At 62.6% G+C, this 19,470-nt stretch carries 20 protein-coding genes and 1 pseudogene; 12 read left to right on the top strand and 9 right to left on the bottom strand.

Annotated features, from left to right (window positions below; all coding sequences use genetic code 11):
* Position 1 precedes the first annotated feature (1 nt).
* The gene (locus AB0M74_RS32425) at positions 2-1,282 is read left to right on the top strand and encodes an extracellular solute-binding protein (protein ID WP_366530120.1); all 1,281 of its coding nucleotides are present in this window, start codon (positions 2-4) and stop codon (positions 1,280-1,282) included.
* On the opposite strand, the gene AB0M74_RS32420 is transcribed toward AB0M74_RS32425, so the two are convergent.
* Positions 1,275-1,496, bottom strand: a complete 222-nt coding sequence (locus AB0M74_RS32420; RefSeq protein ID WP_366530119.1) for a transposase — start codon at positions 1,494-1,496, stop codon at positions 1,275-1,277. The genes AB0M74_RS32425 and AB0M74_RS32420 overlap by 8 nt on opposite strands.
* Before the next feature lie 29 nt (positions 1,497-1,525).
* Between AB0M74_RS32420 and AB0M74_RS32415 the strand changes: the two genes are divergently transcribed.
* The 6 genes from AB0M74_RS32415 to AB0M74_RS32390 all read left to right on the top strand — a co-directional run bounded on the left by AB0M74_RS32415 (position 1,526) and on the right by AB0M74_RS32390 (position 8,819).
* On the top strand, positions 1,526-2,509 hold the full coding sequence (locus AB0M74_RS32415; RefSeq protein ID WP_366530118.1) for a sugar ABC transporter permease: 984 nt from the start codon (positions 1,526-1,528) through the stop codon (positions 2,507-2,509).
* A 13-nt stretch (positions 2,510-2,522) separates the two neighbouring features.
* Positions 2,523-3,419 (top strand): carbohydrate ABC transporter permease, encoded by an 897-nt coding sequence (locus tag AB0M74_RS32410; protein WP_366530117.1) that lies wholly within the window; start codon positions 2,523-2,525, stop codon positions 3,417-3,419.
* Between the two features lie 270 nt (positions 3,420-3,689).
* The gene (locus AB0M74_RS32405) at positions 3,690-5,765 is read left to right on the top strand and encodes a glycoside hydrolase family 172 protein (RefSeq protein ID WP_366530116.1); all 2,076 of its coding nucleotides are present in this window, start codon (positions 3,690-3,692) and stop codon (positions 5,763-5,765) included.
* Between the two features lie 134 nt (positions 5,766-5,899).
* On the top strand, positions 5,900-6,211 hold the full coding sequence (locus AB0M74_RS32400; protein ID WP_366530115.1) for a hypothetical protein: 312 nt from the start codon (positions 5,900-5,902) through the stop codon (positions 6,209-6,211).
* Positions 6,212-7,062: 851 nt separating this feature from the next.
* Positions 7,063-8,586: an alpha/beta hydrolase gene (locus tag AB0M74_RS32395; RefSeq protein ID WP_366530114.1), complete on the top strand. Its 1,524-nt coding sequence runs from the start codon at positions 7,063-7,065 to the stop codon at positions 8,584-8,586.
* The gene (locus tag AB0M74_RS32390; RefSeq protein WP_366530113.1) at positions 8,583-8,819 is read left to right on the top strand and encodes a hypothetical protein; all 237 of its coding nucleotides are present in this window, start codon (positions 8,583-8,585) and stop codon (positions 8,817-8,819) included. Before AB0M74_RS32395 ends, AB0M74_RS32390 begins: the two co-directional genes overlap by 4 nt.
* Positions 8,820-9,229: 410 nt before the next feature.
* Here the strand turns inward: AB0M74_RS32390 and AB0M74_RS32385 are convergent, their stop codons facing one another.
* The 3 genes from AB0M74_RS32385 to AB0M74_RS32375 all read right to left on the bottom strand — a co-directional run bounded on the left by AB0M74_RS32385 (position 9,230) and on the right by AB0M74_RS32375 (position 10,490).
* Positions 9,230-9,640, bottom strand: a complete 411-nt coding sequence (locus tag AB0M74_RS32385; protein WP_366530112.1) for a hypothetical protein — start codon at positions 9,638-9,640, stop codon at positions 9,230-9,232.
* A 135-nt stretch (positions 9,641-9,775) separates the two neighbouring features.
* Positions 9,776-9,979 carry a hypothetical protein gene (locus tag AB0M74_RS32380; protein ID WP_366530111.1) on the bottom strand — a complete coding sequence of 68 codons (204 nt, stop codon included), beginning with the start codon at positions 9,977-9,979 and terminating at the stop codon, positions 9,776-9,778.
* Positions 9,980-10,202: 223 nt separating this feature from the next.
* Positions 10,203-10,490 carry a DUF6537 domain-containing protein gene (locus AB0M74_RS32375; RefSeq protein ID WP_366530110.1) on the bottom strand — a complete coding sequence of 96 codons (288 nt, stop codon included), beginning with the start codon at positions 10,488-10,490 and terminating at the stop codon, positions 10,203-10,205.
* A gap of 344 nt (positions 10,491-10,834) precedes the next feature.
* Here AB0M74_RS32375 and AB0M74_RS32370 point away from each other — a divergent pair, with 344 nt between their 5' ends.
* The 5 genes and pseudogenes from AB0M74_RS32370 (at position 10,835) to AB0M74_RS32350 (ending at position 14,500) form a co-directional block, all read left to right on the top strand.
* Positions 10,835-11,326, top strand: coding sequence for a hypothetical protein (locus AB0M74_RS32370; RefSeq protein WP_366530109.1), 492 nt, complete (start codon positions 10,835-10,837; stop codon positions 11,324-11,326).
* Between the two features lie 444 nt (positions 11,327-11,770).
* Positions 11,771-12,475 (top strand): hypothetical protein, encoded by a 705-nt coding sequence (locus AB0M74_RS32365; RefSeq protein ID WP_366530108.1) that lies wholly within the window; start codon positions 11,771-11,773, stop codon positions 12,473-12,475.
* 249 nt (positions 12,476-12,724) lie between these two features.
* Positions 12,725-13,225 (top strand): recombinase family protein, encoded by a 501-nt coding sequence (locus AB0M74_RS32360; RefSeq protein ID WP_366530107.1) that lies wholly within the window; start codon positions 12,725-12,727, stop codon positions 13,223-13,225.
* A gap of 47 nt (positions 13,226-13,272) precedes the next feature.
* Positions 13,273-13,404: pseudogene (locus tag AB0M74_RS32355) on the top strand (helix-turn-helix domain-containing protein); the annotation flags it as partial.
* A gap of 157 nt (positions 13,405-13,561) precedes the next feature.
* The gene (locus AB0M74_RS32350) at positions 13,562-14,500 is read left to right on the top strand and encodes a DDE-type integrase/transposase/recombinase (protein WP_366530106.1); all 939 of its coding nucleotides are present in this window, start codon (positions 13,562-13,564) and stop codon (positions 14,498-14,500) included.
* A gap of 418 nt (positions 14,501-14,918) precedes the next feature.
* Here AB0M74_RS32350 and AB0M74_RS32345 read toward each other — a convergent pair whose 3' ends face one another.
* From AB0M74_RS32345 to AB0M74_RS32325, 5 genes are all read right to left on the bottom strand, one after another.
* Complete coding sequence (locus AB0M74_RS32345; RefSeq protein WP_366530105.1) at positions 14,919-16,217, bottom strand: hypothetical protein; 1,299 nt, start codon at positions 16,215-16,217, stop codon at positions 14,919-14,921.
* Between the two features lie 521 nt (positions 16,218-16,738).
* Positions 16,739-17,272, bottom strand: a complete 534-nt coding sequence (locus tag AB0M74_RS32340; RefSeq protein WP_366530104.1) for a hypothetical protein — start codon at positions 17,270-17,272, stop codon at positions 16,739-16,741.
* On the bottom strand, positions 17,265-18,452 hold the full coding sequence (locus AB0M74_RS32335) for a hypothetical protein (protein ID WP_366530103.1): 1,188 nt from the start codon (positions 18,450-18,452) through the stop codon (positions 17,265-17,267). The genes AB0M74_RS32340 and AB0M74_RS32335 overlap by 8 nt, the downstream gene beginning before the upstream one ends.
* A 131-nt stretch (positions 18,453-18,583) precedes the next feature.
* Entirely contained in the window at positions 18,584-18,883 is a 300-nt protein-coding gene (locus AB0M74_RS32330) for a WXG100 family type VII secretion target (RefSeq protein ID WP_366530102.1), read from the bottom strand.
* Positions 18,880-19,221: an ESX-1 secretion-associated protein gene (locus AB0M74_RS32325; protein WP_366530101.1), complete on the bottom strand. Its 342-nt coding sequence runs from the start codon at positions 19,219-19,221 to the stop codon at positions 18,880-18,882. The genes AB0M74_RS32330 and AB0M74_RS32325 overlap by 4 nt, the downstream gene beginning before the upstream one ends.
* Between the last annotated feature and the right edge of the window lie 249 nt (positions 19,222-19,470).

Below are 19,470 nucleotides of genomic sequence, written 5' to 3'. Positions count from 1 at the left end.
AATGGTCAAATCCAGGTTCCGTGCGGTGGTTGCGCTTGTCGCGAGCGTCGCAGCGCTTGTCGGTGTCGCAGCGTGTTCCTCGTCGGACGGCGACGACAAGCACCTCGTGGTCTACAGCACAGATCCGGGGAACCCGAACTATCAGAAGGTCCTCAACGAGTTCGGCAAGGAGAATGGCGCCTCGATCTCTGTCGTCAGCTATCCGAGCTCGAGTTTCATCCAGCAGTTCACCCCCGCCGTCAACAGCAAGAGCCAGATCGATGTCCTGCTCGCCAACGGGCAGGACATCCGCTACTTGCAGAGCCGCGGGCTCGTGGGCTCTCTCGGAGGTGACTTCGACACCAGTGACCTGATTCCGGCGGCTTATGAGCCTTTCACCATCGACAAGAACCTCTATGCGGTCGGGGTCGGTGGTGTGAACGTGACGACGTTCGTCTACAACCAGGCGATCTTCGACAAGTATGGACTCACAGTGCCGAGGACGATCGACGACCTCATTGCCGATGCGAAAAAACTGCAGGGCACTGGGGTGGCACCGGTCAGCGTGCCGGGCGGCCAGACATACCTCTGGCCGATGTGGATGATGCAGATGCTTCAGCAGACCACGAAGAACACCCCGATGGAGACGACGTTCAGCACGTTGCAAACCGGCAGCCCCGCGTTTGATTCGACGGAGTACACCCAGGCCCTGGCCCAGATGGCCAGGCTCGGTGCCGGTGATGTTTTCGCCAACGGGTGGCAGGGTCTGCAGGGGCCAGCTGCGGTCTCACTGTTCACTCAGGGCAAGGCGGCGATGTTCTTCGGTGGTTCCTGGGACATATCGACCATCGTGCAGCAGGCGCCGTCGATGGATGTCAAGGCGTTCCCCTTCCCGAATTTCGTCCCCGGCGTAACGTCGACAGGATTCGGCGGAGCCGGTGTGGTCGCCGCCAGATACGGGAAGATCAACCCAATCCGTAAGGCTCTCGCCGACAAGTTGGTGACGTACATGGCTTCGGCCGCTGTCGACAGGCAGCTCCTTTCCGGAGGCGAGGCTATCTCGCTGCCGACAGTGAAATCCGTCGAGCCGCCGGCATCCACGGCGTTGCAGACCCAGCTCGTGAACGAGGTTGTCCCGACCGCGAGCACCTTCCTCGACTGGTACTGGCCCAAGCAGGTGACCGCCGTCTACCAGGACAACATGGTCGGTGTGGTCTCCGGATCGAGGACGCCGCAGCAGGCGTCGCAAGATGTGCAGAACGCATTCGCCCAAGCCAAGTCAGGCGGATGGAAATTCAATTGATGCACGGCTGCGCAAGGCCGTGCAGCCGCCTCGGAACGATCTGTACCGCCTCCGCGCCGGCGGCGCGTATCCGCTCCACGGCCGCCTCGATCGACTGCTGGTCGTTGCCGACCTTCTGCGACGGGCACACCTTGCCGTTCTCGTCGACCGCGCACACGTGATGCGACGTCTTGTCGACGTCGATGCCGATCCAAACCCGTTGGCGCAGCGCCACTACCGTCTCCTCACCGAGATTCAGCGCCGATGGACAGCTCGCCGTCTTGGGCCATTCGGGGATCCGACCCGGACACCAACAACCTCAGGAAGGACCTGGTGGCAGCGCAGACGAAAGCTGTGCATTTACCATGGCGACGATCCCGCCGGTTCCGTTTCGACCCCTGGGCGCTGATCATGGTGCTGCCCGGCCTCACGCTTTTTGCGATCTTCATGCTGTGGCCGTTGGTCAACGTCTTCGCGAACAGCCTGTTCTCCTGGGATGGCCTCGGTCCCAAGGTATTTGCGGGCGCTCAGAACTACAAGCAAGTCTTCACATCATCGCAGACTTACCAGACGCTCGAGCACACGGCGATCTATGCGATCGGGACGGGCGTTGCCAAGGTCGTGCTCGCGTTCCTCATCGCGTTACTCGTTGCACGACGTACTCGTGGTGTGGCCCTATTCCGCTCCGTCATCTTCATACCGGTCCTGATGTCGTTCGTGGCCGTCGGTGTACTGTGGACCTTCATTCTCGACCCGAACCAGGGCCTTCTCAACGAAACGCTCGGCACGCTCGGTTTGCCGCACACCACGCCGTGGCTCGGACAGCCTGGCTTGGCTCTGTTCTCGGTGATGGCCGTGGACGTGTGGAAGTGGCTGGGCTATCACGTCGTCCTGTTCGTCGCCGGCCTTCAGGCCGTGCGACCCGAACTCTACGAAGCAGCCAAGGTCGATGGTGCGGGGCGAATCGCCTTGTTCTTCGACGTGACGGTGCCGTCCATGCGCACAATCATCGGTTTGAACCTCATCATCGCAATCGCGGGCGGCTTCAATGTCTTTGATCTCGTTTACGTCATGACGAAGGGCGGCCCGGACGGATCGACCGACACCGTCATGACATTCATGTATCGGCAGGCATTCAACGTGCAGCAATACGGGTTCGCCTCCGCTCTTGCTTCGGTCTTGTTCGTAGTCGTGGCCGTCGTCACCCTCATCCAGATCCGGCTGCTTCGTTCGGATTACAACGCGTGAAAGGGCCGAATTGATGGTCGACACCGCCGCTCCCTCCGCGGGTTCGGCGACCGCCGCGAACAAACGGACGCGGAAACCCCCTCGCGAGCGCAGCTTTGCATTGGGGATCCCCAGAGCGGTCGCGCTGATCCTGTTGTGCGTCCTATTCGCCTATCCGCTGGTCTGGATGGCGCTCGGCGCATTCAAAACGCAGAGCACCTTCTTCGCGAACCTTTGGGGCCTGCCCTCCACGTGGGACTTCCAGAACTTCATCGATGCATGGTCGGTCGGCAACATCGGCCGCTATCTGCTGAACAGCGTGGTTGTCACCGGGTCCAGCGTGCTCCTGGTCCTCGTTCTCTCGCTTCCTCTTTCCTTCGCTTTGGCGAGGACCCGGTTCATCGGGGGCAAAGTGATCTTCGGGTTGTTCATCATCACCCTGTTCATGCCGCTGCAAATGCTCATCATCCCCATATACGAGCTCGAAGCGAACCTCGGCATCATCAACACTTATTGGGGACTCATCCTTCCGTATGCTGCCGGGGCGCTTCCCTTTTCTGTGGCGTTCGCGACTTCATTCTTTCAGGGCCTGCCAGCCGAACTCGACGAGGCCGCGCGGTTGGATGGCTGCAACTCAGGACAGATATTCGTACAGATATGCCTGCCTCTGTCACGTCCTGCGATAGCCACGATTGTCGTTCTCACTTTTTTGAACACATGGAACGAATTCATTCTCGCCCTCACGCTGACCCAGTCCGACAGCGTCCGAACAATCCCGGTCGGATTGCTGAACTTCAGTCAGCAGATGGGGCAGACAAACTATCCGCAGTTGTTTGCGGCCCTGACCATGGCGACGATCCCGATCTTCGTCGTATTTCTATTGACGCAGAAGCAGTTCATCTCCGGACTTGTGGAGGGAGCGGTCAAATAGCCGCACATGGAGTTCGCTTGCGTCGGACCCGCAGGCGACGAAACTATAGATCTTTCGGCCTCTGTGGTTCCGACTGTGGTACCGCACACCAGGATGTCGGATCACTGTGTGCTGCTGTGACTTTCGGGGTGCGGCGCCTGCACGGTGCGGCTTCCCGACGGTGATGGTACCGCCCCCCGGTCGAATTGAAGTATTTCGATCACGTTGATGCGTCGGAAGGAAGTAGCGAAAGTTATGGCAATGATGTCGAGGCGGAGTCGGTGGTGGCGTATGTTGCCCGGGTTTGCCGTCGGTGCTGTGCTGTTGGCCGGATGCAGTGCACCGAGTGCCGGCACGCCCGATAGGAAGACAACGGAACGCACGAAAACCGAAGCGCCGCTGGTCGGTTGGGACACCTACCGCCGACTGGATCGACTGCCGTATCTACCGGGCGGATCTCGGACACTCGAGTTCTCCAGTTTCGATCGCTCCGGCGGCACGTACGAGGCGTACACCGGCAATCAGAACGGCAGCGGGGGATGTCTGAGCACCGGCGGTGCGGGATGTGTGATCGCCCAAGACGCGGGGGCGGGCGAGATCTCCTCGATCTGGTTCACCAACGATGTGAACGGTGTCCGGGGTGATGTGTCGGCCATGGGGAACATCCGGATCGAGCTCGACGGTCGAACGGTGCTGGACGCTCCGCTGCAGTCGGTGGTGGACGGCCGGCTGGGCGCACCATACGTGTTCCCGCTCGTAGCGAATGCCGAGCAGGCGGCAGGCGGGGTGTATCTCAAAGTGCCGATGGCCTACCGCGACTCGATGCGCATCAGTGTCCAAGCGAAGTTGAAGTACTACCACGTCTACTATCGTCATTTTCCGGATGCCAACGGGGTGCGGACTTTCGATCCGTCCGACCGCGCCGACGACGTGGTGACGCTCCTTCGGGCGGCCGGGACCCGAGACCCCAAACCCGCGATGCCGGACACTCGCAACGACATCCACACCGTCGACCTCCCACCCGGCGCCGAGGTTCCCGTCGCCACGCCCACCGGATCCGGCAGTATAGTTGCGCTACGGTTGCGCCTGCCGACCGACAGCGATGAGGTCAGAGCCGGTCTGCGGCTGCGGATCACGTTCGACGGGCACCAGACCGTCGATGCCCCGGTCGGGGAATTCTTCGGCTCGGGATTGGGTGCCGCGCCGGTGCGGTCGGTGCTGTTCGCGGCCGATCCGAACGGCTGGATGTCGAGCTGGTGGCCCATGCCGTACGGGCGCGACGCGAAAGTAAGCCTGGTCAACACTACGAAGAATCCGGTGACCGGAGTACAGACCGATGTCGCATCCGCGCCGGATCCCCGCTGGGCGAAGGCGCTGGACAGCCGCAGCGTCGGCTATTTCACCACCGTCTCTCGCGCCGAGCCGACCACATCCGGTAAAGACTGGAAATTCGCCGATCAGCACGGGCACGGCAAGGTCGTCGGCGTCAACGAGACTATGCGCGGCACCCGCACCCCGACCTCGTTCTCGCCCAGAGTCCCGACCTTCCTCGAAGGCGCCGACCGGGTCTATGTGGACGGGTTGCGTTCGCCGCAGCTGTATGGCACCGGGACCGAGGACTTCTACGAGGGCGGCTGGTACTACCTGGCGCATATCGAGTGGTATCCCGACAACCCGGCCGAGACCGATCACTTCCCGGTCGGCGGCACGAGCTACAGCGCCCCGTTCACTGGGATGCCGGCCCACCGCGACGCCGGTCCCGGCTGCCCCGAATATTGCTTGTCCGTCTACCGGGTGATGCTCGCCGACGCCATCGGTTACCGGTCCGGGATACGGTTCGGGATGGAACACGGTAAACGGAACCTCATCGACGCCGATTACAGCTCCACCACCTTCCTCTACACCCAGCCCGACGCCGTGACGACCGGCAGCGACAGCATCGATCTTGCCGACCCAGCCAGCCGCACCCAGCACAACTATCAGGACGCCGAGAGCACCCAGTACCACCTGGTCAGCCAGTACGAGGGGACCGAGGACGCGGTCGCGGTACCCGGCACGGTCCAGGTGGGAAGCGGCCGGATCACGTTCCGGCTGCGGATACATCCCGGCAACCACGGCGTTGTGGTGCGCCGAATCTCCGACCAGATCGCCGGCAACCAGTCCGCCCAGGTACTCGTCGACGACAAACCCGCCGGAACCTGGCTACAATCCCGCAGCAACGACATCCACCGGTGGCTGGAAGACGCCTACCTGCTGCCCGAGTCGACAACCGCCGGCAAAGCCGAGATCACGGTGACACTCGCGCCCACACCCGGCGCGCCACCGTGGACAGCCACACAGTACTCCGCCGACCCACTGGCAGGATGAAGCTTCATCCCCGGTACGAGACGTCATTCCTCCGGTTGGGTGCCCCAAACCGGCCAGGTATTTTCCCACTGCGATTGTCGGATGAAGGTCAAGGACCAGCAGGCCTTGCCGGCCTTCCGCGCTCAGGTTCGGCCGTGGGCCCGCGGCGACGCGATTCCCGGAACCCCCGCGCCTACACGACCGGGCCCGCACGAGACTGGGCCGTGGTCTGGGTGATCGACGTGATCACCGGAACAGGCATGCGCCCCCACGAGGTGTTCGCGCTGCTGCTCGACGACATCGATCCCGAGGCCGCCGACCCATATCTGGACGTCACCGGGACACTGGTCGAGGAGAAGGGCAAGGGCACCGGCGGGTGGGTCTGCAAGCCCGCGACAACGGGTGGCGCAGGACCCTCTTGCCCCCGCACACCATCGAGTGGATCCACGAGGCCATCAAGTACCTGAAGACCTCGGGGCACCCGAATCCGATGGGGTTGCTGTTTCCCTCCCGGGTCGGGACTTGCGTAGTCCGAACAACTTCGGCAGGCCCTGGCGTACCGCCCGCGGCAATAGCTTCGCGTGGATCACCCCCGGGGCGACTAGGCCCGAAAATGTGAGATTTCTGTGGGATCGGGTCGAATCCACTCCCGAATCGGACATAGAAAAACCCCTTCCGACCGAGTTCAGAAGGGGTTTACTTGTCGGGATGACAGGATTTGAACCTGCGACCACTTGACCCCCAGGGAACTGGATTTCGCCCCTGGGGGTCCGGCTGGCACGCTCCCGTCCAGGTCAGAGGATTTTTAACGTCCGGCTGGTGCTGCCCTATCCGTGCTGTATTGGCCCGTCTTGGCACGCTCTAGGCACGCTCGAATCAACCCCTCACCATCACCGGGACCTCTTGATGAATCGTCCTGTTGCTTAACCGCCCGCGTGTCGGGGAAGCACGGGCCGGCATGCGGGGACGGCGGTAACCGGGCTCATCGCTGCGCATGCGGGAACACCTTTACGAGCTGAACTTGGACGCGAAGCATCGGATCATCCCCGCGTGCGCGGGGAACACGTCCTCGGAAGGGCCTCAGCCGACTCGTGCGCTGCCGCGCAGGTTCGACATAGGAAATCGGCGATCGCCCCGAGTTCGGTGTCGGAGTAGCAATGGGGTCACCAAAAATGCGTCGAAGTCGATTTCGGCGAGCACCGTCAGGTTAAGTAGGCAGTTTCGGTGGCGCAATACCTGAATCGTTGGTTCTACCGATGCGGGCATATGTACCTAGTCGGCCAGGCTTCATCGTAACCGACCGTGAGGTAGGAACGATATGGTCCGCGATGCGTTGCTGGCGGGGCTGGTCCGAGTGGGGCCCCGCAATGCTTTTGATCTCTTCCGGGCACTGCGAGGATGCGATCAGCGTCCCGAGCAGGCGCGCCGGCCTGCCGAAGTGGCGATGTCGGGCGACCTCGCCGCGCCGACCGACTCGGCGCCTACGAACCCGGCCCAGCTCGAGCACCACTCGGGAATACCTGGTGTGACAGATGCCGGCCCCGAGCGGCCCGTTCATCCCAGGCAGTGTGCTAGCCGTTCGGCACTCCGGAGTTCAACGAAGAACGCCCCAGTCGCAAGTAGCCATTCGATCGAGTGTTCGGTACGGATCGAGTCACTCAGCACAGCGAGTCTGGCAACTCGGCTCGCTCCCACCGCCCTGACCCCGTTTCGGTGGGCACTGACCGCGCTCACTGTCGCGGGCAAGCTCAGCCCGATCACCACCAGGCGGGTATTCACAGTCACCGGCTACACCGACGGCTACGCCGCACCGCTGGCACCACCACGCGGCACCCAACGGACACCCGTCACATTCGAGGACCAATTCCATGGCGAATGGCTATGGCATGATCAAAATCCCGAAACCATACGGGAAGCCGCGTCAGCGATCCTTTACATCCACGGCGGCGCATTCATCACCTGCGGCCTCAACACCCACCGCAGACTCGCCGCCAAAATCGGCCGAGCCGCCGACATGCCCGTGCTCAATATCGCCTACCGGCAACTGCCCCACGCGCATATCACCGACACCATCGACGACTGTGTCAGGGCCTATCGCTACCTACTCGACAAAGGCTTTCCCGCTGACAGAATTATCCTGGCAGGCGACTCGGCGGGCGGCGGACTCACGCTACTGACGGCAATGACCGCACGACAACACGGCCTGCCGATGCCCGCAGGAATCGTCGCTCTGTCACCATTCGCCGACCTCGATAACACCCACCGGCTTACCCACCCCAACGCCGGACGCGATGCCTACATCCCGACGGAGGCTCTCGGCGTGATTGCACGCTGGGGATTTCAACGTAACAACACACTCGACCCGAGCTGGTCACCGATCAACGGCGACTTCACCGATCTGCCACCGGTACTGATCCAAGTCGGCTCCACCGAAACTCTGCTGTCGGACGCCGAACGGCTCGCGCAACGTTGCGCTGAAGCCAACGTGCCTTGCACGCTGCAAATCTGGGACCGCGCACCACACGTATTCCAAGCCGCCTCAGACCTACTCCCCGAAGCCCGCAATGCCATCCACGATATTGCAACCTTCGCCCGGCACCAAGTCCGCAACAGCATCACACACGCGCCCCGGTCGCCTGGCCCAACGGCATCGGCCAACCCGCAAGGTTATGCAGACCCGCATGGCCTGCCACGCACAGTCCTGCGGGGCAAAACCGCAGCTCATTCCATTGCACGCCGCGCTGACCCCGCCAAGGAGGAGTGGAATGATCGCAGCCCGAACGTCACGGGCCGAAAGCTCGACGACCATCCGTGTAACCAGATCCCAGGAGGTACCCAATGATCACCAATCAGACCATCCCCCAGGCATGGGAGGCGCGCCTGCACGCGGATTTTGCCCGCGTCCGGCAGCTCGCCACCCAGCTCACCGCCGCCGCGTCCGAGCACGACCTCACCCCCGCCGAACTGCATGCGACGCTGGACCGCGTCGACACCATCCGCGCCGAGTGGGAGCACGCCCCTACCGCCGCACGACAGGCGTGGGCGCAACTGGAAGACCCGCACCGACGGCGGTAGGAGGTGCGCAATGAACCACGTCGTCGACACCGGCCGCGAACCCCGCGATGAGCAGCCACAGACAGACCGTGGCCGAGGTGGTCGCCGACTGGCCGGAATGCGGCGGCTGCTGAACATGGCGGACACGAGACCACTCTCGCCCAACACGTGCCGACATCCGTGCCGCAGAGTCGCTCTTGGCAACACCACCATCACCTATGACCGTGACACCCTCCGACGACACGGGGGTTACACATGACCGGAATACACACCACTCGCGTCGACGGCATAACAGCACGCTGGTACAGCCATCTGCACGCGGTCCATGTGCTCAGCGTTACTCACGCAAACGGCAGCGTGGAGACGCTGCCCCAACAGCCACTGTTGGACGAGGCCTCTGGCCGTTTCGAGCAGTACCCAACGCTCTGGCTTCAGATTCGCCGCGCCGCCGCCGAACTCCACCAGGCGCTCGGCGCCACGTAGTTCGTGTTGGCCGTGGCCCGTCCCCAATGAATGGGACTGCCAGGTATTAGAGTCCTGTAGGTCGCCCGCAACCGCTTCGGGTTTCGCCGCGGGAACCAGCCGCGGCTGGGGCAGGGTTGCATGTTCAGCGGCCCGAACTCATCCACACAGACCACACGCCCATCGGCGGGTGGATGATCATAGAGATCGAGGATGCGGTTCAGCTTGGCGGCGAACTCGGGGTCGGCACTGGCTTTCCACGTTTTGGTCGCCTGCCACGACACCGCCTCGGCTTTGAGGATCTTGCGCAGTGTCTCTCGGCTGATATCGGCGATCTCGTTGCTGCGCAGTACTTCTCGAAGTTTCGACAGACTCGACACCGAGAACGGCCAGCCCAGTTCGCGGGGGCAGCACCGGGCGATACAGGTGATGTGTTCACACGTCGCCCGATCCACCTTCTTCGGCCTGCCCCCGCCGCACTTTGGGTCCAACGCCTCGAACCCCCGTTCGTTGAACTAGTGGATCACCTGCCGCACATAAGCGGCGCTGACCTGCATCAACCGGGCGATCGCGGGAACCGGCCGCCGCTGCGCCGAGGCCATCACCACGATCGCGCGGCGAATCCCCATCGGTTGTCTGCTCGTCTTCGTGATCTTCTGCAACCGACGACCCTCCTCCAGGGTCACCACCCGCACAAACACGTCCGGCTTCCGGGCCACCGGCACCATCTCCACCGGGCAGCATCACCGACCACACCCACACGATCAACCCGACACCCGGTTACCGAGGCAACCCTACTTGGACGAGGCACTAGACCTGCCAACCAGAAAAGTGCTCCTACACTGCAGCCATTCGATCCTAGACAAATCGAATTTTTACAGGTCAGAGCACCTTTCGACATTTCAGCGCCCTGTTGGTCACGAATTGCGGTGAATGGCCGAGCTAGTGTGGCAACGTTGAGGACAACTCGGCGAGTCGTTTCCGATAAGTCGCTACATTCCGAAGCTTGACTTCCTCGTAGCCCCGAATCTCCTCCGGCAGAGCAACGATCGCCGATACTAGTACGTGGTTGTCATTGTTGACCTGCGAAACTGCTTCGAGCACGACTTCTATGAACTCTGCAACGAGCGCTCTCTCGGTCTTGCGAACATGCGCATACCCGAAAGGGTCGACAATGGTGCCTCGTATGCAGCGCAGCAACGCGAGTCGGGCCTGGGCAATGTTGGGCACCGGCTACGGGCAACTCCGACAGCGGGGCATTACGGTGAGACACGAAGACCTCCGGAAGGTGACTGCGTTCCTAGACAGCTCGCATCTCACTCGGAGGTCTTCGCCATGTCAGCTCGCCACGCCGTTACCAACGTCCGTGGTCAGTACAACTAGCCGCCCTGGGACGGTCAAAGAACCCGCACGATCATCGGCATTTGCGCGCGCTGGGAAGCCATGTCGACCAACAGATCTGGACGATCGACCAACGCGCGCCCAGCGGCATGACAGTGCGTTGAGGGGCCGCCATCGCGCGTCGGCGTCCGGCACTGGTGGAGGCTGTGTCGACACGTCGATAGGCTTCTGGCGTGCCACATGCCATCACCGCGCTCATTCTGCCGGGCGCTATCGATACCGATGCGGTCCACACGTGGGACCTGGTACCCGTGCCGCTGAACAACGGCCTGACACTGTTCCATCTGACGCATTACTACACCGCGTATTGGCAAGCGGCACATGGAGTTACGGACCGTTTCGATCTCCCGCGACAGGCGCCGGGGCTCTTCCCCAGCGAAGGCGTCATCGCAACGATCGCAGCTGATCTTTCCGCTCGAACCGATCCCACGTTCGCCTTGGTGTTCACCGACTACTTCGGAGGTGTCGGAGAACAGTGGGCAGCTGTGTCCAACGACGGAAGAGCCGTCCGCTCGGTAAACACCATCAACGAGGCGCTACGCGCGATCGGAATCATCGCTGCACCGGGATCAGACGAATTCGACACAACTGGACTACCGGACCACAGATCGACACCCGACTACCTCGAACGTTACGTCGACCTCTGTGACGAACTAGGAGTGTGAGCCCACGCGTTGACCGCGTCGGTCCGAGCGTCCAGCGGTAGTACGGGTTTTTGGTGAATCGAATGTCCCCACTCCTGAGCGACGGTCGCGGAAACGCTTGTCGGATAACCGATCAGGGGACACCGGCGCTGGTGGAATCTGAAGTCCTGGCGCGTCGCCCCACCGTCCGAATCCCAGCCAGCATATGCGTGGTTGAGGCGTGGGACGACGCGAGGCTGATCGTGGACGGCTTCGAGCGTGCGTACATCGAGTTGGAGTGGGGTGTGACTCGCAGCGGTAGATGGCGGTGTTCTCGCACCACCAGGTGGCGCTGATGAGACCGAACGCGGGCCTGGAGTCGCAGTTTTTGAAATGTCCGGTAGCAATTATCGAATGGTTGGCACCGGTCAGCTCTGGGATCATGGGTCGGCGGTCGACATCGGCGCCGCTGAGAGGAGATCGTAAATGGCCACGATGCGGCGGTTCTGGATCGAGTTCGACCCGCACGCGGCATGGTTCGGGCAGGGTGTCGGCGTGACCGGGTTCGACGTGCGGGACTGCTTGTCGATGGTGGCGGATCTGGTCCCCGACGGACTGTTGCCGCCCGTGCGCCGGATCACGGCCGACATCTCACTGGCCGAGCCACTGCCGTTGAATCCTCGTCATCTCGGGGTCCCGGTGTGGCGCGGCGTCTGGTATCCACCGGTGAACCTGCGAACCGGCCCGATTCGCGGTATCGACCGAAGGGGTGCGCCGTGCGACTATCCGACACCTGTCACAGCATCACGGCGCCGGGTGCGGGCCAGCCAGACCCTGTACACGAAAACCGGTTGGTGGGACGAAATCCCGCATATCGATGCTCTGCTGTGGCCGCTGGTGGATATGCACAGAGCCGAGCACGGCGGCGGAATACGGCATCACGCCGCGCAGCTGCGCGGCACCTGCGTCGAGGATCCGACCTACGGGGTCCTGGTGAGCGAAGCCCTCGACCATATGATCGCGTGGCGCCCGACACCGGAGGAATGGTTCGACCCGACCGGAACCAGATTCGCCGATCAGCGGGACCTGGAGGAGTACCTGCGAGCCTTCCGCGACTACTTGCTCGGAACCCGCCTGGAGCCGATCTACCCTCCTGGCAGCGAACGGCCTTCACTCGGCACGGACCCATGACTTCCCGAGGACGCGTGAACCTCCGGGGACCAGGACGTTCTGCGATTCGCGGCTGGGTGTGTGACCGAACAGTGCAAAACGCGGCCCGAGACACCCGGTAATGCCGCATGGCCGCGCGGCATCGTGGATCAGAAACGAACGTTCGCGAGACACTCTGTGGCGAAGAGAGTTCCCACAGGTCGCCTCTGTAATGCTTGCCGTGTACGCGCCAATGTCCACTTGTCGGGGGTTCGCAATCCACTCCGCGCCATGCGAATCGGCTACGGACGGGTCTCCACCCGCGACCAGCATCCCGAAGCCCAACACGACGCGCTCACCGCGGCCGGATGTGAGGAGATCTTCATCGACAAGGCCTCCGGCAAGCTCGCCTCCCGCCCGGAGTTGAGCAAGGCGCTGCTGGTGGCCAACCGGCCCAAAGACCAACTGGTGGTGACCAAGCTCGACCGGCTCGGCCGTTCCCTCGAGCACCTGATCGACCTGTCGAAGACGCTTCACGACCGTGGCGTGGACCTGGTGGTCCTAGACCAGGGCATCGACACCTCCACCGCCGTCGGCCGCATGTTCTTCCAAATCCCGGGCTCAATCGCGGAATTCGAGCATGCCCTAATGTCGGAGCGCACCCGTGACGGTCTCGCCGCGGCTCGTGCCCGTGGCCGCACCGGCGGGCAGAAGCCCAAACTCGGCCCGCGGCAGGTGCAGTTGGCGCGGCACCGACATCTGTCCGCTGCCACAGCGAAAATGGAGGCGTGACGGCCGTCGGACTGACCGGATTGACCGACGCGGCCCGCCGCCAGGCGATGAGCCGCTTCGAAGTGCTGCGGCCTCATCTCGATGACGAAGTGCCACTAGCCCGCGCTGCGGCACAGGCGGGTGTGCCGTTGCGGACCGCGCAACGCCGGCTACACCGCTACCGAACCTCCGGTCTGGCAGGGCTCGCCCCGGCCCGCCGCCGGTCGACCGGCCGACGCACCAACCCGGACTTGGTGAAGCTGATCGAGGGTATGGCGTTGCGCCGCCCCCCGTCCGTCGCTGGCGGCGATCACCCGCCGCACCACCCGCGTCGCCACCGAACAAGGGTGGATTCCGTTGTCCTACAACACCGTTCGTGCTATCGTCACCGCGCTCGATCCGGCCATGCTCACGCTGGCGTACGACGGTGCCGTCGCCTTGCGCGACACCTACGAACTGGTCTACCGCCGCCGCGCCGAACGTCCGAACGCGATGTGGCAAGTCGACCACACCCAGCTCGACATCCTGGTGCTCGATGGCGGAAATGCACGCCGGCCCTGGTTGACGGTGGTGCTCGACGACTGCTCGCGGGCGGTGCCCGGCTACACCATCAACCTGGGTGCGCCATCGGCGTTGAACACCTCGCTGGCGTTACGGCAGGCGATCTGGACCAAATCCGATCCGGCGTGGCCGATGTGTGGGATACCCGAGATTCTTTACGTCGACCACGGCAGCGACTTCACCAGCGACCACGTCGCCCAGGTCGCCGCCGACCTGAAATTTCAGATCGTGCACTCCACCGTGGCGCGACCCCAAGGCCGCGGCAAGATCGAGCGGTTCTTCGGCACCATCAACACCGAACTGCTCACCGAACTGCCCGGCCACCTCGTCGGTGGCAAGCCGGTCACTGTACCGGTGTTGTCGCTGCGACAGCTCGACGAGGCGATCGGGGAGTTCATCACCACCGCCTACCACCGGCGCATCCATTCCGAAATCGGCGTCTCACCCCACAAAGCCTGGGTCGCCGACGGGTGGCTGCCGCGTAGGCCCGAGGGTCTCGATCAACTCGACCTGCTGCTGGTCCAGGTCGCCACACCGCGTGTCATACACCGCGACGGCATCCACTTCCAGGGCCTGCGCTATCTGCACCCCACCCTGTCCGCCTACGTGGCTGGGCAGAAATGCTGTTCGTCGCTGTCGGGCCAGCTCTGCGCGAGTCCGTCTTCAAAGCCTTCACAAGGTGTCTGCACCCTGATGTGTCAGGGGCAGACCGCACCCTGCTGCAACAGCAATTGAACACCGCTCGAGGCAAAGCGCGGCGCACATGAAAGCGATGCTGATCCCTGCGTTGATCGAGATCTTTTGCACCGCAGTCGATTTGGATGCCCGGCCCCAGAACTTACGAACGTTCCTCTGCTGGTTGCCAATTCCCACCCAATACCTCCACGGTCAAGGTGTTGCGACGACCGGTTGAATCCAGCTGTCGTACCTTCCCCGCACTGGCATAACATCGTCGCGAACGCCCTCCGCCGTGCGCGGGGCTGTGCGATACCTGTCTCGCCCGGCAAGGCCTCGCTGTTGCCTCACACTGGTCGGTGTTGGTCGGCCCGGCCGGCGGCGGCCAAGGTTGGCCGTCCACCCCGAGACAGTTTTGGTGGGCCCTCGAATGCATTGTGAGACTTGCTCAGCCGAGGCGAGTGCACATCGACTTCGGTCAAGGGCTAGCGATGACACGCAACGGTATGGCGTAGGTTTCGATCAGGAATCGTTGCACCGCTCCCAGCAGGGCCCGCATCTCGGTGCTGACGATTGCCCGCGACATTCCTGGCTGCACGATCGCGACCTGCACGCGCAGTTCCCGGAACCGGGCTTGCTCGACGATCGATGCCAGCAGCGTCAGGTTGCCGTGAATGATCCCGGTCCGGCCCTTTGCTTGGCGGTTGTGTGCCCGGCGCAGCAGGCGTCGGGTCAGCAGTTCGGGCATCGACTTGGCTCGATTCATCTTCATCGCCTGTCCGCACACGTCGTAGAGGTCGTCGATGCGTTTGCCGGGGGTCGACTGGCTGGAGTATTTGCAGTGCACCAGTAGCACTTCGAGTTGCTCGCCGATCCGGCGCATAAATACCAGATCCGCGAGTTCACCGGCACCGTCGTCATCGATAGCGACCTCCCACTCGGCTTCGGCGGCGATAGTCTCGATCACCCGGTGTGCGATGGCGGTGGTGTCGTCGTCGGATTTGCGCGACTCGCGGCGCAGATTGATGCCGGTCCAGTCGAACACCTCGATCGATTCGAGCTCGAACAGGTGCCGCTCGCGGGCCGGTCGAAGGATCAGACCTTGCTCGAGCAGGACAACTTCATCGGTGAAGCTCACCAGCAACCCGGTGTCGGTCAGAAACTGTGCCAGGCTGGTGGTCCCGGCAGAACTCACCAGTTGCCCGTCCTCTGCTACAGATCGGATTGTGGGCGGGGACTCGATATCGAAGGCGAATTCGAACTGGAGGCTCCACGACGGCGTCACGACTTCGAAGCGCAGCGGACCCTCGGCCTCGTGGCAGGTGAGCCGGAACTCGGTGTCCAGCATTGTGTACTGCTCGTCCTGGTAGGCGAGCGTATGTCGTTCGCTGAGGGTGGCGAGGATTTGATGAGGCCATTCGACGGCCAGGGGCACATACGGAGGCCGGGCCGTGGCGGGTTCGGGTAGCAGGAATCCCGACATAACCGACTCCAGTGTCACCGACTCGTCGGTGATCGCGGGCCCGACCTGGCGCACCCAACGCACCCAGTGGTGGAGATCGTCGGCCTGCTCGTGGCTCCACACCCGTCCCTTGCGGGAGGCGCCGAAGCTCACCGCGCGCCCGCCGGAGAAGCCGTAGGCGAAGATGTTGGTTTTCATCTTTGTCGCACCCTCACCTCGGTAGTTGAGCGGAATCTGCGAGGCGATCGAGATGTCGCTGTCGAGGCCCAACGCGACCGCCCGCAGCGGGTGAACCGTGGAGGATGCGCGCGACATTGGAAGCTGGACCGTGGGGCCCTCAGTCTCCACTGAACCACAGGTATCCGCGTTGCCGGATCGCGGATTCGGCGGCGTCGCGTAAGACGGTGAACAGTTCGCGCTCGCTGTCGTTCTTGGGCGTCAAGGAGGAATTTCGTCGATAAATGAATTGAGCTGGGTGGTGTTGAACATTGTGTCTGCGTGTTTGTTTATTCCCCGCGTCAATGAACCTATCGGGGCGTGCGAAATAACCTCGTCAAGCGTCTTCGACGCATATCCGACAGCTTCCGTAACTTGTTCATGGATTTGGTCTGAATAAATACGGTAATTCCCACTGATCCTCCTTTGAGGGATCGGATACATGGTGATGACGCCCCGAATCGGTAGGCCACCACTTTGTATTGGCCGGTGGGGGTGCCACCCAGTCCTGGCGACACGTTTGCAATTATGAAAGTCACGGCCAGGTCCAGTCGCGCGAGTTCGTCGGTCCAACTTCGGATTCGGTGAGCAGGCGTTTCAAGATGTTCGACCCGGATCGTTCACCCGTTGATGTCATCTGAGTCTGTGTCGATGTCGAGATCTTCTGGACGTGACGGCCACGGTGGAGCGTCGATTCGCTGTCCGGTCCACGGGTCGAGCGTGACCACGGAAAATCCTGCCGGGGAGAGCATGCCGGATCGATTCCACATCAGGATGTCACCGAAGAAGACAGTGGCTGTCACCTGAGGGTGCCGGTTGGAGACGAACAGGTTCCATCCGTTCCCTAATCCGAGCCGCAGGCTTCCAGACTTGAAAAATACCGGCGAGAGAATCGGCGCGGAGACATTGCGTTCGACTTCGGCTCTTGTCCAGTGGCTGATCATGTGACGTTCAGGCGAGTCTTCGGCGATCGAGCGTGGCGCCATCTCTGCTCCGTATCCGACAACTATCCGGAATGGCGTGTCCGTCTCGAATTCGACCTCTTCGGGCAGCCAAGTCGTACGAACGACACGGCTTCCACGCAGAGGCTGCATGATCCACCTGTCCTCGTACTCCTTTATCGTCTCTCGCCGATTTTTGTCCACGTCACTCATCCAACTCGTCGAGAATGTTTCCGAGGCTGTCTTCGGACACTTCACCACCGGGGAGCTTCACATACACCTCGCCAGTATCCAAGTCCACGACGACATCTGGGTTCTTGTTGGCGCCATCCCCGCGCCAGGCCCCCTGTGCCTTGATCTTGTGGATGGCTTCTCTCACTTCCTGCGCAGGAACCCCGTAATGGCTAGCGATCTTGTTCACCTTGGTCGTAAGCGACGCAGATGTAAACGCACCACTCGGGCTGCTCGAGTTGATGTCCTCCGCGTCATCGGCGTCGAGGAAGATCTTCGCGATGATGATGACGCCGAGCTTGAGGGCTTCTTGGGTGAGGTCCACGTCTTTGAACGCGGTGATCGCGGCGGCACCGGCGCCCGCTACGGCCGCTGCCGCACCGATGATTCGGTAGAGCTTGCTGATGTCGTAGGTGGTCTTGAGTACGCGGGCGGTGTTGCCGGCGATGACTACGACGCCGGCCCCGGCGGCGGCCGTGCTGAGGGCGGCGGTGATCCAGGCGGCGGCGATGCCGATGACGACGGTCGCTCCCGCCGCGATCAAAGCGTTGGTGACCGCTTCCTTGAATTTGTCGCGGACTTCGGAAGTGCCTTCGCTGTATGCCGCCACCGGTGCGGCGATGTTCGCCGATGCGGCCACAAGTTGAGTGGCGCCGCCGTTCAAGGTAGTCAGGTGTCCAAGGAGTCCGTCGAGGCCTCCTTTCTTGTCCTTGATGTCGGCGAACAGGTTGCTGATCTCAGTGATCCTGCCCGGGGCGCCCTTGATGGTGGCGTGTTCGGAGAAGGTTCTCCAGACGGACGCGGCCTTGGCGAGATCTTCTTTGTGGCCATTCGGCAGCTTGCTTCCGAATTCTTCCTGGATCTTCCCAACCAGGGCGTCATAGAAGCCAGGGACGCTGTTGTCACCTTCGGTGATGCCGTCACCGTTGTTGCCGACCGAGGTCGGCAACAACACCTTGTACTCGGTCATCGCGGTCACGGTGGGGCGGTCGGGCATCGGGTTGGACTTGTTGGACAGCGCCCAGTTGTATCCGGCGGCCGAAAGCATATAGCCGAAATTGGTCAGTGCGTCAGCCAGATTCGTGCAGGTCTGCAACGTTCCCTGAACTGCTCGGTCGTACTCCTTGCCCCAACTCTCGCAGCCCGCGGTGTCACCGGCCATGCCCGCGCACTCGCCTTTGAGTGCATCGTGGACCGGTTTGTCGGCGGTGCGGAGATCGGCGGCGAGGGCGTGGCATTTCGTGGCTGCGTCCTAGTAGATCTGCCAGTTGATGGCCAGTTCGCCCATGCCGCTTACCCCTGGTTGAACATTTTGTAGTTGGTATCGACCGCGCGCGTGTAGCGAGTATGCGCGGCCTTGGCGGCGTCGCTCATGTCTTTCACGCCTTCGACGAATTCGCGTGCACCGGTGACCCATTGGGTGTGGGCTTCGGCATATGCCTGCGCGGCGACACCTTGCCATCCAGTGTCGGTCAGGGCGGTGACGCGGTCGTCGATTTCATCGAGATGCTCTCCGATGAACCCGGCCAGCCCAGACAGCTTCGCCACTATCTCGTCGAGATGGTCCAGGTCGACGGTGAACTCTGAGCTCATGGTAGATCCAAACTCGAGGTATCCAGTCCGGCGGCGTTGGACTCGTCACGGGCCTGGTAGCTGTCGGCTGTGACGCCCAGCTTTTCCGCCATCCCGGTCAGGGCGCTCATGATCTGGGTACCGCCGTCACGGACATCGGTCCAGCCTTCGGAGAACTCCGTTGCCGCATCGCCGGTCCAGCTGCCATCGGTCAGCGAGGCGACCTCCTTCGCAGCAGAGTCCAGTGCATTGCGTAGTGCTTCGGACAGCTCGAAGACATACTTGCCGACCTCGCGCACCTTCTCGGGCACCACCGAAAGGTTTTGGCCAGAAGTGGGCGTCCCCCCGTCATCACTCATGACTCGAATGCTAGTCGAGGGCCTCGAGCGCGGGCCGCGACCAGCACACGGTCGGCATCCCGAAGCCGCGACCGGCTCGAGAAAGTGCGGAGCCAGCTCCCTGACGCACGCGTACGGGAGTGTCCGATTACGGTGGATCTGGTCCCGGTGTTGGCTAGCTGTACTGACCATGGACGTTGGTGACGGCGTGGCGAGCTGACATGGCGAAGACCTCCGAGTGAGATGCGAGCTGTCTAGGAACGCAGTCAC

This window comes from Nocardia sp. NPDC051463 (assembly GCF_040681975.1).
GTDB lineage: Bacteria > Actinomycetota > Actinomycetes > Mycobacteriales > Mycobacteriaceae > Nocardia.
The sequence above is the reverse complement of the archived record's forward strand: the minus strand, read 5'-3'. Positions and strand labels throughout refer to the sequence as shown.

What these genes read in the sequence shown, in the direction of transcription:
- AB0M74_RS32395 (WP_366530114.1), top strand. Translation starts at nt 7,063, where the DNA reads ATGGTCCGCGATGCGTTGCTGGCGGGGCTGGTCCGAGTGGGGCCCCGC.
- AB0M74_RS32360 (WP_366530107.1), top strand. Translation starts at nt 12,725, where the DNA reads ATGCGAATCGGCTACGGACGGGTCTCCACCCGCGACCAGCATCCCGAA.
- AB0M74_RS32390 (WP_366530113.1), top strand. Translation starts at nt 8,583, where the DNA reads ATGATCACCAATCAGACCATCCCCCAGGCATGGGAGGCGCGCCTGCAC.
- AB0M74_RS32330 (WP_366530102.1), bottom strand. Translation starts at nt 18,883, where the DNA reads ATGAGCTCAGAGTTCACCGTCGACCTGGACCATCTCGACGAGATAGTG.
- AB0M74_RS32405 (WP_366530116.1), top strand. Translation starts at nt 3,690, where the DNA reads ATGTTGCCCGGGTTTGCCGTCGGTGCTGTGCTGTTGGCCGGATGCAGT.
- AB0M74_RS32415 (WP_366530118.1), top strand. Translation starts at nt 1,526, where the DNA reads ATGGACAGCTCGCCGTCTTGGGCCATTCGGGGATCCGACCCGGACACC.
- AB0M74_RS32340 (WP_366530104.1), bottom strand. Translation starts at nt 17,272, where the DNA reads ATGAGTGACGTGGACAAAAATCGGCGAGAGACGATAAAGGAGTACGAG.
- AB0M74_RS32365 (WP_366530108.1), top strand. Translation starts at nt 11,771, where the DNA reads ATGGCCACGATGCGGCGGTTCTGGATCGAGTTCGACCCGCACGCGGCA.
- AB0M74_RS32425 (WP_366530120.1), top strand. Translation starts at nt 2, where the DNA reads ATGGTCAAATCCAGGTTCCGTGCGGTGGTTGCGCTTGTCGCGAGCGTC.
- AB0M74_RS32345 (WP_366530105.1), bottom strand. Translation starts at nt 16,217, where the DNA reads ATGTCGCGCGCATCCTCCACGGTTCACCCGCTGCGGGCGGTCGCGTTG.
- AB0M74_RS32410 (WP_366530117.1), top strand. Translation starts at nt 2,523, where the DNA reads ATGGTCGACACCGCCGCTCCCTCCGCGGGTTCGGCGACCGCCGCGAAC.
- AB0M74_RS32325 (WP_366530101.1), bottom strand. Translation starts at nt 19,221, where the DNA reads ATGAGTGATGACGGGGGGACGCCCACTTCTGGCCAAAACCTTTCGGTG.
- AB0M74_RS32335 (WP_366530103.1), bottom strand. Translation starts at nt 18,452, where the DNA reads ATGGCCGGTGACACCGCGGGCTGCGAGAGTTGGGGCAAGGAGTACGAC.